The sequence below is a fragment of the Allobosea sp. LjRoot237 genome (assembly GCF_964253285.1).
Lineage (GTDB): Bacteria > Pseudomonadota > Alphaproteobacteria > Rhizobiales > Beijerinckiaceae > Allobosea.
In genome coordinates this window covers 2,972,105-2,989,080 of the sequence record NZ_CAXUQP020000001.1, presented here as the reverse complement: position 1 = coordinate 2,989,080, position 16,976 = coordinate 2,972,105, and the positions used below count along the sequence as shown (strand labels likewise).

The 16,976-nt window shown below is 67.2% G+C and carries 13 protein-coding genes; 11 read left to right on the top strand and 2 right to left on the bottom strand.

What is annotated here, in order from left to right; genetic code table 11:
• Positions 1–29 precede the first annotated feature (29 nt).
• Complete coding sequence (locus ACSQ24_RS14435; RefSeq protein ID WP_436095343.1) at positions 30–749, bottom strand: winged helix-turn-helix domain-containing protein; 720 nt, start codon at positions 747–749, stop codon at positions 30–32.
• Positions 750–1,253: 504 nt separating this feature from the next.
• Between ACSQ24_RS14435 and ACSQ24_RS14430 the strand changes: the two genes are divergently transcribed.
• From ACSQ24_RS14430 to ACSQ24_RS14385, 10 genes are all read left to right on the top strand, one after another.
• Positions 1,254–1,838 carry an ANTAR domain-containing response regulator gene (locus ACSQ24_RS14430; protein WP_436095342.1) on the top strand — a complete coding sequence of 195 codons (585 nt, stop codon included), beginning with the start codon at positions 1,254–1,256 and terminating at the stop codon, positions 1,836–1,838.
• Positions 1,835–2,881 carry a CmpA/NrtA family ABC transporter substrate-binding protein gene (locus ACSQ24_RS14425; protein WP_436095341.1) on the top strand — a complete coding sequence of 349 codons (1,047 nt, stop codon included), beginning with the start codon at positions 1,835–1,837 and terminating at the stop codon, positions 2,879–2,881. The genes ACSQ24_RS14430 and ACSQ24_RS14425 overlap by 4 nt, the downstream gene beginning before the upstream one ends.
• Positions 2,882–3,184: 303 nt before the next feature.
• Positions 3,185–4,504: a CmpA/NrtA family ABC transporter substrate-binding protein gene (locus tag ACSQ24_RS14420; protein ID WP_436095340.1), complete on the top strand. Its 1,320-nt coding sequence runs from the start codon at positions 3,185–3,187 to the stop codon at positions 4,502–4,504.
• Between the two features lie 4 nt (positions 4,505–4,508).
• Entirely contained in the window at positions 4,509–5,723 is a 1,215-nt protein-coding gene (locus ACSQ24_RS14415; protein ID WP_436095339.1) for an NAD(P)/FAD-dependent oxidoreductase, read from the top strand.
• Positions 5,724–5,725: 2 nt separating this feature from the next.
• The gene (locus ACSQ24_RS14410; protein ID WP_436095338.1) at positions 5,726–8,422 is read left to right on the top strand and encodes a molybdopterin-dependent oxidoreductase; all 2,697 of its coding nucleotides are present in this window, start codon (positions 5,726–5,728) and stop codon (positions 8,420–8,422) included.
• 29 nt (positions 8,423–8,451) lie between these two features.
• Complete coding sequence (gene ntrB, locus ACSQ24_RS14405; RefSeq protein WP_436095337.1) at positions 8,452–9,360, top strand: nitrate ABC transporter permease; 909 nt, start codon at positions 8,452–8,454, stop codon at positions 9,358–9,360.
• Between the two features lie 11 nt (positions 9,361–9,371).
• Positions 9,372–10,169 (top strand): ABC transporter ATP-binding protein, encoded by a 798-nt coding sequence (locus ACSQ24_RS14400; RefSeq protein ID WP_436095336.1) that lies wholly within the window; start codon positions 9,372–9,374, stop codon positions 10,167–10,169.
• 11 nt (positions 10,170–10,180) lie between these two features.
• The gene (locus ACSQ24_RS14395) at positions 10,181–11,977 is read left to right on the top strand and encodes a NirA family protein (protein ID WP_436095335.1); all 1,797 of its coding nucleotides are present in this window, start codon (positions 10,181–10,183) and stop codon (positions 11,975–11,977) included.
• 211 nt (positions 11,978–12,188) lie between these two features.
• Positions 12,189–13,772, top strand: a complete 1,584-nt coding sequence (locus ACSQ24_RS14390) for a sulfite reductase subunit alpha (protein ID WP_436095334.1) — start codon at positions 12,189–12,191, stop codon at positions 13,770–13,772.
• 89 nt (positions 13,773–13,861) lie between these two features.
• Complete coding sequence (locus tag ACSQ24_RS14385; RefSeq protein WP_436095333.1) at positions 13,862–14,659, top strand: aldolase; 798 nt, start codon at positions 13,862–13,864, stop codon at positions 14,657–14,659.
• Positions 14,660–14,815: 156 nt separating this feature from the next.
• On the opposite strand, the gene ACSQ24_RS14380 is transcribed toward ACSQ24_RS14385, so the two are convergent.
• A complete protein-coding gene (locus ACSQ24_RS14380) occupies positions 14,816–16,258 on the bottom strand; it encodes a PLP-dependent aminotransferase family protein (RefSeq protein ID WP_436095332.1) in 1,443 nt (480 codons plus the stop codon).
• A gap of 74 nt (positions 16,259–16,332) precedes the next feature.
• Between ACSQ24_RS14380 and ACSQ24_RS14375 the strand changes: the two genes are divergently transcribed.
• Positions 16,333–16,962 (top strand): FMN-binding negative transcriptional regulator, encoded by a 630-nt coding sequence (locus tag ACSQ24_RS14375; protein WP_436095331.1) that lies wholly within the window; start codon positions 16,333–16,335, stop codon positions 16,960–16,962.
• Positions 16,963–16,976 lie beyond the last annotated feature (14 nt).

Here is a 16,976-nt window from a genome sequence, read left to right as displayed (position 1 = left end):
AGATTGAGCCAATCTGATCGGATCCGGCTCTAGACGTCGCGCTCCACGGCAACACCGAGCTTGTAGCCGGTCCCGCTGACGGTCCTGATCATGCCCGCCTTGCCCGTATCCCCCAGCTTCTTCCGCAGGCGCGCGACCAATGCATCGACGCTGCGTGCATCGACGGAGGTATCGCGGTTGCTGACGACCTCGATCAGATAATCGCGGGTGAGGGGGTGGCCCTCGCTTTCGACTAGGGCGGCGAGCAGGTCGAATTCGCCGCGGGTCAGCCGGATCGGATCGCCGTTGATCGTCGCAAGCTCGCGGCGCCGCAGGTCCATGTTGAAGGGACCGAAGGTGACCGTGATGTTGCGGCGCGCCATGTCGCGCTCGATCTTGCGCCGGCGTAGCAGCGAACGAGCCCGGGCGAGCAGGTCGCGCAAGTCGACCGGCTTGCCGACATAGTGGTCACCGGCGAGCTCCAGCCCGACGATCCGGTCGACGTCGGCATCGCGCTGCGTCACGAAGATGATACCGGCGTCGGACACCGATTGAAGCTCTCTGGCGAGCTCGAATCCGTCTCCGTCCGGCAAGACGACGTCAATGAAAATCAGATCCGGCTTGAAGCGCCGGACCGTCTGTCTTGCCTGGGCCATGGTTTCGGTCTCCTCGACCAGGAATCCCTGATCGACGAAATATCCCGAAATGACCGTGCGGGTGACGGGATCGTCCTCGACGATGACGAGCCGCTCACGAGATGTCGCATCCATCAGTTCTGATGTCCCGGTCAGCCCTGTCCCCCCGGACGATCCAGCTGAGCGAACGATTCAACAGGGAGCGATCGACTGCAAGCGCAGGCCGGCAGAATTGTGGACAGCCGTTCACTAGATGGCTGACGGCGATAAGGGGTTTGTTAACGACGCAAGCTGCGCCGCGTGCAGGTTTGCCGGGCGAGCGCGCGTCGTCGCGGCGGACTTGCCTACAGCTTGAACACCTCTCGCGTCGTCTCATGGGCGCGGATATAGTCCCAGTCATAGGTCATCATGCCCGGATCGGGCGATAGCGCTGGTCCGGCAGCGGCGCGGTGGCGAAGCCGATCGGCGTCGATGAGACCCCGAACTCAGGCATGAGCCGTCGACGACCAGTTTCTCACCCGGCGCATACGCCTGGCCGAGGAAGCGTGCCAGTCTCAAGCTCGCCGTCCGGCCAGTGCAAAAAAACAGGTCTGGCTCGAATCCTGCTTTCTCCCGAGGAGCAATGCGCATTCATAGAGCATGACGTCAGACATCAAGATCCTGGTTGTCGATGCGAACCCGATCCGGGCCGCCATCATCGAAGAGGGGCTGCGCGAGGCCGGCTTCAACGCCATCGTCCGGGTTGGCGAGACGAAGGGGCTGGTCGCCGCCATCATGCAGCACGATCCGGATGTCGTCGTGATCGACCTGGAGAACCCCAGCCGCGACGCGCTCGCCGACATGTTCCAGGTCAGCCGCCATGTCAGGCGGCCGATCACCATGTTCGTCGATCAGTCGGACGCCGGCCAGATCGAGGCCGCGGTCGAGGCGGGAGTCTCTGCCTATATCGTCGACGGCCTCAGGAAGGAGCGGATGAAGCCGATCCTGCAGACCTGCATCAGCCGCTTCAACGCCTTCAGCAAGCTGCGCGAGGAACTCGACGAGGCCCGCTCCCAGCTCGACGAGCGCAAGCTCATCGATCGCGCCAAGGGCATCGTCATGCGCCTGAAGGGGCTGGGCGAGGACGAGGCCTACGCCCTGATGCGCCGCACCGCGATGAACGAGAAGCGCAAGCTCGCCGACATCGCCCGTTCGATCATCACAGCCGCCGAGGTGTTGAAATGACCCTGCGCCTGCGGATCGGCTTCATGCCGCTGGTCGATGCGGCCCTGCTGGTCGCCGCTGCCGACACTGGAATCGCCGACGCTCACGGGCTCGCGCTCGAACTCGTGCGCGACGTGTCGTGGTCGAACCTTCGCGATCGCCTGCATGTGCGCCTCCTCGACGCCGCGCACATGCTGGCGCCGGCGGCGGTTGCTTCGACGCTTGGCATCGGCGGCGTCACCGCACCGATGGCGGCTCCGATCCTGCTAAACCTGAACGGCAACGCGCTCACCCTCTCGCTGCGCCGCTTCGAGGAAATGGCGCGTGTTGCGACAGGTGATCTGGCGAATCCGGCGGTCTCGGCGCGGGCGCTCGCGACGCTTGTTTCTGCCCGCAAGGTGTCCGGCCTGCCGCCGCTCGCCTTCGCTGCGGTCTTCGGCTTCTCCTGTCATACCTATCTGCTGCGTGACTGGATGGCGCTCGGCGACGTCCGCCTCGGCGACGATGTCAGGCTCGAGATCGTGCCGCCGGTTCGCACGGTCGAGGCGCTGGCGAGCGGAGAGGTCGATGGCTTCTGCGCCGGCGCGCCCTGGAACACCCTGGCGGTGGAGGCCGGCGTCGGCGCGATCCTGCATTGCGGCGTCGATCTTATGCCGGATCTGCCGGAAAAGGTGCTGGCCTGGCGCGCCGACGACGTGGAGCGCCGCGGGGAGGCAGTCGCACGCCTGAACGCGGCGCTGGTCGACGCGAGCAGCTGGGCCTCGGACGAAGCGAACTGGCCGTGCCTCGCCCGATTGCTCGCTGCTCCCGATCGCCTTGCGGCTCCGGCTGCCCTGATCGAGGCGATCCTGCGTGGCGACATCGTCCAGGGCGGCGGTCGACCGTCGCGGCACGTGCCGTCCTATATCCGTTTCGACAGCGCTGCGATCCGCCCTGACCCAGCCCATGCCGACCGCCTCCTCGCCGCGATGGCGCGGGCCGGACAGGTCGCGATCACGCCGGATTTGGCCGAGCGGGCGCGGGCGGTCTTCAGGCCGCTTGTCACGGAAGCGGTGCAGGGATGAAATTCTAGGCATGCCTGAAAATTGTGCAGTTGCGATAGAATTGTGCGGCGCACAAAAGTGAGAGTTGGGCGCCGGTCGCCGCAGCCTGCCAAGGTAAATTGAAATAATTCAAATGCTTGCTACCAAGCTTTGAGTTGGCACGGTCTTTGTATCGATCGCCTCGACCGCGGCCAAAGCTGCCCGCGAGCAAGTTCGAAATCGGAACGCACAGCAACGCCGCTGTCGAAGGGAGCCCGGCAGGGCGCTTTCGCGCGGCGTTTTCGTTTTCGCGGACACCAAACCGTTCACCAGGGAAAGCGATCGATGACCAAGACCGTCAAGACCAAGGCTGCCGCTCTCCGGGCCGGGCCGAGCCGTCGCGATTTCCTGAACCTGACCGGGGCGGCCGCCGTCGCCTCGGCTGCCAAGCTGAGCTTTCCGAGCGGCGCGTTCGCGCAGGCGGCAGGGCCGGAGGTCAAGGGCACGCGTCTCGGCTACATCGCGCTGACCGATGCGGCGCCTCTGATCATCGCCAAGGAGAAGGGCCTCTACGCAAAGTACGGCCTGCCCGACATGGACATCGCCAAGCAGGCTTCCTGGGGCGCGACGCGCGACAACATGGCGCTCGGCTTCAAGAACAACGGCATCGATGGCGGCCACATCCTGCGGCCGAAGACGCATCTTTATGCGACCGGCAAGGTGATGCAGAACGGCCAGCCGCTGCCGATGTACACCCTGCTCAACCTGAACCAGGACGGGCAGGCGATCTCGGTCTCCAACGAATACAAGGACCTCAATGTCCAGAAGGATGCTTCGCCGCTGAAGCAGGCCTTCGAGCGCAAGAAGGCGGCAGGCAAGGAACTGACCGCCGCCATGACCTTCCCGGGCGGCACCCACGATCTCTGGATCCGTTACTGGCTCGCCGCCGGCGGCATCGACCCCGACAGCGACATCAAGGTGATCACCGTGCCGCCACCGCAGATGGTGGCGAACATGAAGGTCGGCGCCATGGACTGCTTCTGCGTCGGCGAGCCCTGGAACGAGCAGCTGGTCAACCAGAACATCGGCTACACCGCGCTGACCACCGGCGAGCTCTGGTTCAGGCACCCCGAGAAGATCTTGGGCATGCGTGCCGATTTCGTCGACGCCAACCCGAAGGCGACGCAGGCCATCCTGATGGCGGTGATGGAGGCCCAGATGTGGGCTGACAAGATGGAGAACCGCCAGGAACTCGCAGAGATCGTCGGCAAGCGGCAATGGTTCAACGTCCCGGTTGGCGACATCAACAAGCGCCTGCAGGGCGACATTAACTACGGCAATGGCCGCGAAGCCAAGGGCACGAACCTCTACATGAAGTTCTGGGGCGAGGGCGGCACCGTCTCCTACCCCTGGAAGAGCCACGACAGCTGGTTCGTCACCGAGAACATCCGCTGGGGCAAGTTCGACACCAACACAGACATCAAGGCGCTGGTCGACAAGACCAACCGCTCGGACCTGTGGTCGGAGGCTGCCAAGACCTTGGGCGTCGCAAATGCGGCCAGCGGCGACTCGCGCGGCGTCGAGACCTTCTTCGACGGCGTGAAGTTCGATCCGGCGGCGCCCCTCGACTATCTCAAGGCGCTCAAGATCAAGCGGGTGGCCTGAGGCCATGGCCGAGCCGCTCGTCATCGTCGGCAAGGGCATGGCGGCGACCAAGCTGGTCGACGAGCTCAGCCAGCGCGCGCTCGGCCGCTATTCCATTGCGGTGATCGGGGCCGAGCCGCGGCTCGCCTATAATCGGGTGCTGCTCTCGCCGCTGCTCGCCGGCGAGATCGGTGAGCCCGAGATCGAATTGAAGCCTGCCGCCTGGTGGCAAGCGCGCGGCGTCTCGATGCTTTATGGCAAGCCGGTCACCGGCATCGATCGGGCGGCGAAGAGCGTGACCCTGGCCGATGGCTTGACCCTGCCATACGGCAAGCTCGTCCTCGCCACCGGCTCGAAGCCACTGATGCCACCGGTGCCGGGGTTCGAGCTGCCCGGCGTCGCCACCTTCCGCGATGTCGCCGATGTCGCGCTGTTCCGTACCGTCGCCGCGACTGGCGCGCGTGTCGTGGTGATCGGCGGCGGCCTGCTCGGGCTGGAGGCGGCTTACGGGCTGGCCAGGATCGGCGGCAGGGTCACGGTCCTCCATCTGGCCGACCGGCTGATGGAGCGCCAGCTCGACCGCGAAGGCGCCAGTCTGCTCGCAGCCGAGATCGCCGCCCGCGGCATCGACATCCGGCTGAACTGCACGGCCGAGCGCTTCGTCGGCGAGGAGCGGGTCGAGGCGGTGGAGCTGACCGACGGCAGCACGATCCCGGCCGACCTCGTCGTCGTCGCCATTGGGGTGCGCCCGCGCGTCGGTCTCGCGGTCGCAGCAGGGCTCGACGTCAATCGCGGCATCGACGTCGATGATGGCCTCGCCAGCAGCGATCCTTCAATCTTCGCCATCGGCGAATGCGCCGAGCATCGCGGCCTGGTCTATGGCCTGGTCGAGCCGGCCTATGAGCAGGCTCGCGTGCTGGCAACGCGGCTTGCCGGCGGACGGGAGCGCTATACCGGCTCGCTGCTGGCGACCAATCTCAAGGTCAGCGGCGTCAGCGTCTTCTCGGCCGGCTCTGTGGAGCCGGGAGAGGGCGACGACGTCTTGTTGCTGCGCGACCCCGGCATGGGAGTCTATCGCAAGTTCGTCCTGCGCGACGGCCGGCTTGCCGGCTGCGTCCTCGTCGGCGATACCACCGGCGCGCTGTTCTATCTCGGCCTGATCCGCTCGCAGCAGGACATCTCGCCGATCCGCGCCGACCTGCCCTTCGGCGAAGCCTATTGCGTCAGGAAGGCAGCCTGACCATGCGCCACGACGCTCCGCTCGCCGGCTCCGTCCCGACCCGCACGACCTGCCCCTATTGCGGGGTCGGCTGCGGCGTGCTTGCGACGCCGGACGGCAAGGGCGGCGCGACGATCGCCGGTGATCCGGATCATCCGGCCAATCGCGGCCGGCTCTGTTCAAAGGGCTCGGCGCTCGGCGAAACGCTCGGCCTCGGCACCCGCGTCCTGCATCCACTGAAGCGCAATGCGCGGGGAGCGTACGATCGCGTGCCCTGGGATGAGGCACTCGATGCGGTTGCGAACGGATTCTGGCGCGTCATCGACCGTGACGGTCCGGAAGCGGTCGCCTTCTATCTCTCAGGCCAGCTCCTGACCGAGGACTATTACGTCGCCAACAAGCTGATGAAGGGTTTCATCGGTTCGCCGCATGTCGACACCAATTCGCGGCTGTGCATGTCGTCCACGGTCGCGGGCCACAAGCGCGTGCTCGGCTCCGATACCGTGCCGGGCAATTACGAGGATCTCGACAGCGCCGACCTGATCGTGCTGGTCGGCTCGAACACCGCCTGGTGTCATCCGATCCTGTTCCGCCGCATTCAGCAGAACCGGGTCGAGCGCGGGGCCAAGGTCGTGGTGATCGATCCGCGCGTCACCGCGACCGCGGAGGATGCTGATCTCGTCCTGCCGCTGAAGCCCGGTTCGGACAGCGCGCTCTTCGCCGGGCTGCTGGTGCATCTCGCTGACGCCGACCTCATCGACCGCGCCTATGTCGAGCGCCACGTTGCTGGCTTTGACGCCGCGCTCGCCAATGCCCGCGAGATCGCGCCCGACCTGGCGGCGGTCGCCGCCCTGACCGGCCTGGCGCAGGCCGATATCGCCAGCTTCTACGCGCTCTGGGCCGGCACCCCTGCCGTCGTCACCGCCTGGAGCCAGGGCGTCAACCAGTCGGCGCAGGGCACCGACAAGGTCGCCGCGATCCTGCATTGCCATCTCGCCACCGGTCGGATCGGCAAGCTCGGGAGCGGCCCGTTCTCGCTGACCGGTCAGCCCAATGCCATGGGCGGGCGCGAGGTCGGCGGCCTCGCCAACATGCTCGCAGCCCATATGGGCTATTCGCCGGCCGAGATCGACCGTGTCCGCCGCTTCTGGGGCGCACCGCGCATGGCGCAGGCTGAGGGCCTCAAGGCCGTCGCCATGATGGATGCGGTCGCCGATGGCCGTATCAAGGCGATGTGGGTGATGGCGACCAACCCAGCCGTCTCGCTGCCGCGCGCGGATGCGGTCAAGGCGGCGCTGCGTGGGCTCGATCTCTTCGTCGTCTCCGAGAACGTCCTCTCCAACGACACGCTCGCCGCCGGACCGCACTACATCCTGCCTGCCGCCGCCTGGGGCGAAAAGGACGGCACCGTCACCAATTCCGAACGCCGGATTTCGCGCCAGCGCGGCTTCCTGCCGTTGCCGGGCCAGGTGAAGCCGGATTGGTGGATCGTCTGCGAGGTGGCGAAGCGCCTCGGCTTCGGCGAGGCCTTCGCCTATGCCGGGGCGCACGAAATCTATGCCGAGCACGCCGCGCTCTCGGCCTTCGAGAACGAGGGCAGCCGCGATTTCGATATCGGCGCCCATGCCGCCCTGACGCGCCGCGCCTACGACACGCTGGCCCCGGTGCAATGGCCGGTCCCGGCCGGCCGACCCGAAGGCACGGCCCGACTCTTTGCCGAAGGCGGTTTCTTCACTGCCGACCGCAAGGCGACGATGCAACCGCTCGCCACACCGGCGCTGGCCGCCGCGACGAGCAAGGCTTTCCCGCTGCTACTTAATACCGGCCGCGTCCGCGATCACTGGCACACCATGACGCGCACCGGTCTCAGCGCGCGCCTCTCAGGCCATATCGCCGAGCCGACCGTGCTGGTGCACCCGGACGATGCGGTTCGCTACGGCCTGGTCGACACGGGCTTCGCTCGCATTGCGACCGCTCATGGTGCTGTCGTGCTCAAGGTCGCCCTCGATCCAGGCGCGCAGAAGGGTTCGATCTTCGCCCCGATCCATTGGTCGGCCGAGAATGCCTCGGACGCCCGCATCGGCGGTGCCGTCCAGCCGCTGACCGACCCGTTCTCGGGCCAGCCCGAGATGAAGGCAACGCCAGCTGCGATCGCGCCGGTCGCCTTTCGCTCACGCGGCTTCCTGCTCGGTGCCGAAGATTTCGTGCTGCCCGAGGGAAGCTGGTGGACCCGCGTCGCGCTCGAGGGCGGGCAGGGCAGGCTGTTCGCGACGCAGGCCGATGCTGCCGAGATCATTCGGCTCGCCCGCACCGTTTTCGGAACCGACGGGTTGATCGAGATGGTCGATGCCGAGCGCGGGCTCTATCGCTGTGCGCTGATCCGGGACGGCCGGCTCGCCGCCGCCCTCTTTCTTGGACCGGACCATGACGCGCCGGTCTGGGACGCGGTCAAGCTCGCCTTCGCTGGCGATACGCTCGATTCGCGCCAGCGCCTCGCGCTCCTCTCCGGCCGCAGCCTCGACGGCGCCGCCGACCAGGGCCCGACGGTCTGCGCCTGCTTCGGCGTTGGGCTGAACGCCATCCGAGCCGCCTTCGCCGACGGCAAGGGCGTCACGGTCGAGGATATCGGCCGCAAGCTGAAAGCCGGCACGAATTGCGGTTCGTGCCTCCCCGAAATTCGCCGCATCGGCGCGCAGCAGCGTGTTGAGGTGCCGGCATGAACGCACCGATCGATCATGGGAGAGACGGAATGGGTCAGGCTGCCTTGAAGGACGCTGCCACGGGAGCAAAGGTCGTCGCCTTGCCGGCGGCGAGTGCAGGCGTGGTGGCGTTGCCTCAGGCGACCGGCAAGTCGCTGAGCGAGAGGCTCGCGCCACTGGCGAAGGCGGTGCTCGTCACCCTGGTGCCGCCGCTGATCACGGTCGCGCTCATCCTGCTGTTCTGGCAGATCGCCGCCTCCGGCCCGCAATCCTCGCTGCCGCCGCCGACGAAGATCTGGGCCGAAGCGAAGGACCTGATCACCGAGCCGTTCTTCTGGGCCGGCTCGCAGGATATCGGGCTTGGCTGGCGCATCCTGGTCTCGCTGCAGCGGGTCGCCATCGGCTTCGGCCTCGCCGCGATCGTCGGCATCCTGCTGGGCGCGCTCGTCGGCCAGTCGGTCTGGGCGATGCGGGGCTTGGATCCGGTCTTCCAGGTGCTGAGGACCGTGCCACCGCTCGCCTGGTTGCCGCTTTCGCTCGCCGCTTTCCGCGACAGCCAGCCCTCGGCGATCTTCGTGATCTTCATCACCGCGATCTGGCCGGTGATCATCAACACTGCCGTCGGCATCCGCAACATCCCGCAGGATTATCGCAACGTCGCCAAGGTGCTGCGCCTGAACCAGGTCGAATTCTTCTTCAAGGTGATGGTGCCTTCGGCGGCGCCCTACATCTTCACCGGCCTCAGGATCGGCGTCGGCCTGTCCTGGCTCGCCATCGTCGCGGCCGAGATGCTGACCGGCGGCGTCGGCATCGGCTTCTTCATCTGGGACGCGTGGAACTCCTCGCGCCTGTCCGACATCATCGTGGCGCTCATCTATATCGGCGTGGTCGGCTTCGTGCTCGACCGGCTGGTCGCCTTCATCGGCGCGATCGTCACCCGCGGCACTGCGGTTCAGTGAGGAGCGCGAGCATGACCAGCGCCTATCTCAAGATCGACCATGTCGAGAAGACCTTCCAGCGCGGCGCGGCGACGACGAACGTGCTGAAGGATGTCAGCCTCGTCATCGACAAGGGCGAGTACGTCTCTATCATCGGCCATTCCGGCTGCGGCAAGTCGACCCTGCTCAACATCATCGCCGGCCTGACGCCGGTGAGCGCCGGCGCCGTGCTGCTTGAGGGCAAGGAGGTCAATGCGCCTGGCCCCGAGCGCGCGGTCGTCTTCCAGAACCACTCGCTGCTGCCTTGGCTTTCCGTCTACGACAATGTCGCGCTCGCGGTGAACAAGGTCTTCCGCGGCGTGAAGTCAAAGGCCGAGCGGCATGACTGGATCATGCATAATCTCGACCTCGTCCAGATGGGCCATGCGAAGGACAAGCGCCCGGCCGAGATTTCCGGCGGCATGAAGCAGCGCGTCGGCATCGCGCGCGGCCTGTCGATGGAGCCGAAAATCCTGCTGCTCGACGAGCCCTTCGGCGCGCTCGACGCGCTGACCCGCGCCCATCTGCAGGATTCGATCATGCAGATCCACGCCGCGCTCGGGAACACGATGATCATGATCACCCATGACGTCGACGAGGCCGTGCTGCTCTCGGACCGGATCGTGATGATGACCAACGGCCCCTCCGCCCGCATCGGCGAGGTGCTCGATGTCCGGCTGGAGCGCCCGCGCAAGCGGCTCGAGCTGGTCTCCGACCGCACCTACATCGCCGCGCGCGAGGCGGTGCTGAAGTTCCTCTACGAGCGCCACCGCTTCGTCGAGGCGGCGTGACGGAAGCGCCCATGAGCAACGACTTCTCCCCCGACCAGAAGCGCTATCTCGAAGGCTTCATGAGCGGCATGCAGTCGGCTCGTGCGGCGCGTGGCCTCGGGCCGCTCGGCGGAACGGGCGGGCAGGGCAATGCTGCGCCGTCCGGCCCCGACCGGGAGCATGCCGAAGCGCAGGCGAAGACGGTTTCTGCCGGCGGCAAGCTCGTCGACCAGGAGAAGTGGAAGGCCGCCGAGCATCCCTTCGATGCCTATGCGCGCTTCAAGGAGCAGGCCTCGTCAGGAACGTATCCGAAGCCTGATGACAATTTCCGCTGGCGCTATCACGGCCTGTTCTATGTCGCCCCGGCGCAGAACAGCTATATGTGCCGGCTGCGCATTCCGAACGGCATCCTCAAAGCCTGGCAGTTCGAGGGTGTCGCCGATCTCGCCGAACGGCTTTGCGGTCCCTACAGCCACGTCACCACCCGCGCCAACCTGCAGGTCCGCGAGATCAGCGCCGAGAACGCGCCGCTGCTGCTCGAAGGCCTCGCCGATCTCGGCCTCACCGCCAAGGGCTCCGGCGCCGACAACATCCGCAATGTCACGGGGTCGGCCACCGCCGGCATCGACCCGCTCGAGCTACTCGACACGCGCCCGCACGCCCGGGCTTGGCACCATCACATCCTCAACGATCGCTCGCTCTACGGCCTGCCGCGCAAGTTCAACGTCGCCTTCGACGGCGCCGGCTCGATCGCGACGCTGGAGGACACCAACGATATCGGCTTCCAGGCGATCGAGGTTGGTGAAGGTGCGTCGTTCGAGGGCAGCCCGGTCGAACCGGGCATCTGGTATCGGCTCGCGCTCGGCGGCATCACCGGCCATCACGACCTCGCCCGCGACACCGGCATCGTCGTCGCGCCCTCGGATACGGTCGCGGTCGCCGATGCGATCGTGCGTGTCTTCGTTGCGAGCGGCGATCGCACCAACCGCAACAAGGCGCGGCTTAAATACGTGCTCGACGCCTGGGGCTTCGACAAGTTCCTGGCGGCAGTGGAAGAGAAGCTCGGCCGCCGGCTGATCCGCGTCGACGGTGCCTTCGTAAAGCCGCGCCCGGTCTATGACCGGCTCGCCCATATCGGCGTGCACGCCCAGGCTCAGCCCGGCCTGAACTGGGTCGGCGTGGCGCTGCCGGTCGGCAAGCTCACCGCCGCACAGATGCGGACGATCGCAGCCATTTCACGGCAGTGCGGCGATGGCGATATCCGCCTCACCGTCTGGCAGAACCTGCTGATCTCCGGCGTGCCGGACGCGAACGTCGACGACGTCCTCGCCAACCTGACGGCGATCGGGCTCTCGGCCGAGACCTCCGTGCTGCGCGCCGGATTGATCGCCTGCACTGGCGCCACCGGCTGCAAGTTCGCCGCCGCCCATACCAAGGAAGATGCGCTCGCCATCGCCGCCCATTGCGAGCCGCGCATCACGCTGGAGACGCCGGTCAACATCCACCTGACCGGCTGCCACCATTCCTGCGCGCAGCACTATATTGGCGATCTTGGCCTGATCGGCGCCAAGGTGCCGGTCAACGAGGAGGGCGACACCGTCCCGGGCTACGATCTTCTGGTCGGTGGCGGTTATGGCGTCGATGGCGGCATGGCCCGGCCCTTCCGCGAGAAGGTGAAGGCGGAAGAGGCGCCGGCGCTGGTCGAGGCGATCCTGCGGACTTGGCAGGTCCATCGCGCCGCGCCGGATGAAAGCTTCGTCGCCTTCGCCCGCCGCCATGAGATCGCAGCGCTGCAGGCGCTGGTCGCTGAAACCGGAGAGGCGGCGTGAGGACCGGACCCATGCTCGTGCGCACCGAGGCTGCAAGCTCGCGCGCTTCCCTCCCTCCGCTTGCGGTGGGGAGGGCTAGGGTGGGGGGCAGTTCCGCTCGGCGAAACGATGCAGGATGGAGCTCCGGCTTTCCGGCCCCCCACCCCAGCCCTCCCCACCGCAAGCGGGGGGAGGGAGTTCCGTGTCGCCCGTCATCGGCGGAGCAGTTCGCATGACCGTTCAGGCGCCAAACCCGCTCGTCCAGGTCCTGCCGGAGACCGCGCCCTTCAGCGAGGAGCAGCGCTCCTGGCTCAACGGCTTCTTTGCCGGCCTGCTCTCGCTCGACAATGCCGGCGTCACGGCGCTGTCGCCGGCCGAGAACGCCGCGATGATGGGCGAGGCCGATGACGGCGCGCCCTGGCACGACCCGGCTATGGCGATCGCCGACCGGATGCAGCTCGCCGAGGGCAAGCCATTGCCGCGCAAGCTCTTCGCCGCGATGGCGCAGCAGGATTGCGGCCAGTGCGGCTATGTCTGCGAGACTTATTCGGCCGCGATCGCCGAGGGCAAGGAAGGCCGACTCAACCTCTGCGCCCCCGGCGGCAAGGAAACGCTGCGCCAGCTCAAGGCGCTGATGGAGGAGGGGGGCGGTTCGCCTGCTACTGCTCCAGCCGAAACTGCTTCAACGACGCCGGCCGGCCCGCTTGGCCGCAGCCGAGAGAACCCGGCGTTCGCCACCTTCCTCTCGCGCCGCAAGCTCAATGGCGAGGGCTCGGAGAAGGAAACCTGGCATGTCGAGTTCGATCTCACCGAGAGTGGGCTCGACTACATCGTCGGCGACGCCTTCGGCATCGTCGCGCAGAACGATCCGCGCCTCGTCGATGCTGTCATCGCCCTGCTCGGCGCCCGGCCCGATGCCGATATCGGCGGCAAGGCCCTGCGCGAGCAGCTGCTGGCCGATTGCGCGCTCGGTCCCGCACCCGATGCGCTGTTCCAGCTGATCTCCTATGTCACCGGCGGCGAGACCCGCCAGAAGGCGAAGCGGCTGGCGGCCGGCGAGGATCCGGACGGCGATCTCGATCGGCTCGACGTGCTCGGCACGCTGCACAAGTTCTCTGGAGCGCGGCTCTCGCCCGAGGCCTTCGTCGAGGCGCTCGATCCGTTGCAGCCGCGGCTCTATTCGATCTCCTCCTCGTTCAACGCCACGCCCGGCCGCATCTCGCTGACCGTCGATACGGTCCGCTACAAGGTCGGCTCGCGCCCGCGCTGGGGCGTCGCCTCGACTTATCTGGGCGAGCGCGTCCAGCCCGGTGACAAGGTGCCGGTCTATGTCCAGCGCGCTCATGGCTTCGGCTTGCCGGCGAACCCGGAGACGCCGGTGATCATGTGCGGCCCCGGAACCGGCGTCGCGCCGTTCCGCGCCTTCCTGCACGACCGCAAGGCGACCGGCGCCAAGGGGAAGAACTGGCTGTTTTTCGGCCATCAGCGCCGGGCCTCCGATTTCTTCTACGAGGACGAGCTCAATGCGATGAAGGATGAGGGCGTGCTCACCGGCCTCACCCTCGCCTGGTCGCGCGACGGCAAGGACAAGATCTATGTGCAGGACCGCATGCGCGAGCGCGGTGCCGAGCTCTTCGCCTGGCTGGAGCAGGGCGCGCACTTCTATGTTTGCGGCGATGCCAAGCGCATGGCCAAGGATGTCGAGCGAGCCATGGTCGATGTCGTTGCCGAGCATGGCGGGCGCTCTGCGGACGAGGCCGTCGCCTATGTCGCGGCGCTGAAGAAGGCTGGGCGCTATCAGGCCGACGTCTATTGAGCGCTGCCATGCGGCCGTCACCGCGGCCCTGTTCGCCTGGCGCAGGACGGTCCGCTTGCCCGGCGTCGATGCGGCCCTAGACTGCTCCGATGGCACACTCCCTCAAAGCCGGCGCAGCGCCGGCAACGTCCGCCGGCCCGAACCAGCCGAACCTCGATTCCGACGCGGTCTGGGAGGCGCGGCGCGATCTTGCCGCCTGCTTCCGCATGGCGGCGCGCTACGGCTTCGAGGAGGGCATCTGTAACCATTTCTCGGCGCTGGTGCCGGGCTATGACGACCTCTTCATCGTCAATCCCTATGGCTGGGCTTTTCGCGAGCTCACCGCCTCGAAGCTCTTGATCTGCGACTTTCACGGTAATGTCGTCGCCGGCGAAGGCCAGCCCGAGGCGACCGCCTTCTACATCCATGCCCGCGTTCACAAGAACCTGCCGCGCGCCCGCGTCGCTTTCCACACCCATATGCCCTATGCGACCGCGCTCTCGATGACCGAGGGCGAGCCCTTGATCTTCGCTGGGCAGACGGCGCTGAAGTTCTACGGCCGCACGGCGTTCGACCACGACTATAACGGCCTTGCGCTCGACGAACGCGAGGGCGACCGCATCGCCGGCGCTGTCGGCGAGGCCGACATCGTCTTCATGAAACACCATGGCGTCATGGTGCTCGGCCCGACCATCGCCGAGGCCTGGGACGATCTCTATTATCTCGAGCGCGCCTGCGAGGTGCAGGCGCTGGCGCTTTCGACCGGCCGCGAGGTCCTGCCGGTGAAGCCGGAAATCGCCGAAGCTGCCTATCGCCAGATGCGCGAGGGCGATCCGGAATCGGCGCGCCTGCATTTGGCCTCGATCCGCCGTCAGCTCGATGCCGAGGAGCCGGTCTATCGGGACTAACGAAGAACCACCACCGTCATTCCGGACAAGCGCCGAAGGCGCGCGGCTCCGGAATCCATCGTAGAGCGCAGTTCCCTACGATGGATTCCGGCGTTCCGCTTCGCTCCAGCCGGAATGACGGAGTGTTTCAGCGCAAAAATTGGACACTTTATCCTGTCACGCGCCGAGCTGCCGCAGCAGCGTATCCAGCCGCGCGATGCCGGTGGCGATCTGCGCCTCGTCGAGTGCGGAGTAGCCGATGACGAGGCCGGCGCGACGGTTGGGGTCATCAGGTCGGTCGTAGAGTCCGCTCACCCCATAAAGGCCGAGCGAGGCGGCCGCGGCCCGCCCCGTCAGCTCGGCTTCGCGCGATTGCGGCAGCCCGTTGATCCAGGCGAGGATATGCAGCCCGGCATCGGTGCCGGCGATGCTGACGCGATTCCCCAGCCGCTCGCGCAGCGCCTTCAGCAGGGCGGCACGTCGTTCGCCATTGCGGCGCCGGACGCGGCGGACATGCCGCTCATAGGCGCCATTCGCGATCAATTCGGTAAGGGCCGCCTGTTCCAGCTCGGGGGCGTGCCGATCGGTCACGCGCTTCGCCCGGGCGAAGACCTCGCGCAGGCCCGGCGGCAGCACGAGATAGCCGAGCCGCAGTGTCGGCGAGAGCGTCTTCGAGACGGTGCCGAGATAGATCACGCTGCCGGCCCGGTCGAGCGCGCGCAGCGGCGGCACCGGGCCGGCATCATGACGGTACTCGGCGTCGTAATCGTCCTCAATGATGGAGGCGCCGTTGCGGGCCGCCCAGGCGAGCAGCTCCTGTCGGCGCGAGGCCGAGAGAATGCTGCCGAGCGGCATTTGATGCGAGGGGGTGACGAAAGCGAGCCGCGCCGGCGGCAGCCCGCCGGTCTGCATGCCGCCGCGGTCGACGAGCTGTGGCGCGAGTTCGGCGCCGGCCGCCAGGAAGGCCTGCCGCGCCAGGTGATAGGCGGGATCCTCGATGACGACGCGGTCGCCCGGGTCGATCAGTAGCCTGGCGCAAAGATCGAGCCCCTGCTGGGAGCCATTGACCACGACGATGTCGTCGGCCTCGCAGTGCAGGCCACGAGAGCGCCAGAGATAGCCTTGCAGCGCCGCGCGTAGCTCCGGCAGGCCGCGTGGGTCGCCATAGCGCAAGCGGGCCGGCCGGCGCATTGCCGCGTTCGCCAGCGCCCGCCGCCAGGCCAGCGTCGGGAAATCGCCGCCAGCAAGCTCGCCATAGCGGAAATCGAGCACGAAGGGCTGTGGGGTCCATGGGATAGGCGAGGCGGACGCGAGCCGCCGGCCATAGGCGGAGAGTTCAGTGGGGCGTGCTGTGGTCAGGCCTCCCGATCTTGGTTCCGGCTGAGCCAGCCCGGCGGCGACCCGAGCCCGCGCGCCGGGACGGGTTTCGAGATAACCCTCTGCCGCCAGTTGTTCGAAGGCTGCGGTGACGGTAGTGCGCGACAATCCCCATTCGGCCGCGAATGCGCGCGTCGAGGGCAGCCGAGAGCCGGGTGCGTGGACACCGCCCGCGATCTCGCGCTTGATCGCGGCGACGACCCGGCGCTGGGCGCCAACATCGCGCTCAACTGGTCCAGTCATATTACCAGAAACTGGCTGTTCCATGCAGTCCAGATTAGCGGCATGACGGTGGCGACCGCAAGGAGACTCCTACGATGTACACGCCACCGGCCTTCCGCATCGACGACCGCGCCGAAATCCACGCGATGATGCGCGCCTGCCGGCTCGCCACCCTCGTCACCGCCACGTCCGAGGGCCTGCTCGCGACGCCGCTGCCGCTGATCCTGGCGGCGGAAGAGGGCGAATTCGGCGTGCTCCATGGCCATCTCGCCCGCGCCAATCCGCAATGGCAGAAGGCGGCGGTCGGCGAGGCCATGGTTCTGTTCAATGGGCCCGACGCCTACATCACGCCGTCCTGGTACGAGACCAAGCGCGAGACCGGCAAGGTCGTGCCGACCTGGAATTACCAGGCGGTGCACGCCTATGGCCCGGCCGAGTTCTTCGACGATCCCGAGCGTCTGCTCGATGCGGTCACGCGCCTCACCAATCTGCATGAGGGCACGCGGGCGCAGCCCTGGGCGGTCGATGATGCGCCGCCTGCCTTCGTGCAGGCGCAACTGCGCGGCATCGTCGGCCTGCGTATCCCGATCACCCGGCTCGAAGGCAAGCGCAAGATGAGCCAGAACCGCCCGGCGGCCGACCGCCGCGGTGTCGCCGAGGGGCTGGCCGCAAGCGAGCGGGTGAGTGATCAGCTCGTGGCGGCGATGGTGCCGGTCGAAGGCTGACGTCGACCGAACGG

What these genes read in the sequence shown, in the direction of transcription:
- ACSQ24_RS14390 (WP_436095334.1), top strand. Translation starts at nt 12,189, where the DNA reads ATGACCGTTCAGGCGCCAAACCCGCTCGTCCAGGTCCTGCCGGAGACC.
- ACSQ24_RS14400 (WP_436095336.1), top strand. Translation starts at nt 9,372, where the DNA reads ATGACCAGCGCCTATCTCAAGATCGACCATGTCGAGAAGACCTTCCAG.
- ACSQ24_RS14410 (WP_436095338.1), top strand. Translation starts at nt 5,726, where the DNA reads ATGCGCCACGACGCTCCGCTCGCCGGCTCCGTCCCGACCCGCACGACC.
- ACSQ24_RS14375 (WP_436095331.1), top strand. Translation starts at nt 16,333, where the DNA reads ATGTACACGCCACCGGCCTTCCGCATCGACGACCGCGCCGAAATCCAC.
- ntrB (WP_436095337.1), top strand. Translation starts at nt 8,452, where the DNA reads ATGGGTCAGGCTGCCTTGAAGGACGCTGCCACGGGAGCAAAGGTCGTC.
- ACSQ24_RS14435 (WP_436095343.1), bottom strand. Translation starts at nt 749, where the DNA reads ATGGATGCGACATCTCGTGAGCGGCTCGTCATCGTCGAGGACGATCCC.
- ACSQ24_RS14415 (WP_436095339.1), top strand. Translation starts at nt 4,509, where the DNA reads ATGGCCGAGCCGCTCGTCATCGTCGGCAAGGGCATGGCGGCGACCAAG.
- ACSQ24_RS14430 (WP_436095342.1), top strand. Translation starts at nt 1,254, where the DNA reads ATGACGTCAGACATCAAGATCCTGGTTGTCGATGCGAACCCGATCCGG.
- ACSQ24_RS14425 (WP_436095341.1), top strand. Translation starts at nt 1,835, where the DNA reads ATGACCCTGCGCCTGCGGATCGGCTTCATGCCGCTGGTCGATGCGGCC.
- ACSQ24_RS14385 (WP_436095333.1), top strand. Translation starts at nt 13,862, where the DNA reads ATGGCACACTCCCTCAAAGCCGGCGCAGCGCCGGCAACGTCCGCCGGC.
- ACSQ24_RS14395 (WP_436095335.1), top strand. Translation starts at nt 10,181, where the DNA reads ATGAGCAACGACTTCTCCCCCGACCAGAAGCGCTATCTCGAAGGCTTC.
- ACSQ24_RS14380 (WP_436095332.1), bottom strand. Translation starts at nt 16,258, where the DNA reads ATGACTGGACCAGTTGAGCGCGATGTTGGCGCCCAGCGCCGGGTCGTC.
- ACSQ24_RS14420 (WP_436095340.1), top strand. Translation starts at nt 3,185, where the DNA reads ATGACCAAGACCGTCAAGACCAAGGCTGCCGCTCTCCGGGCCGGGCCG.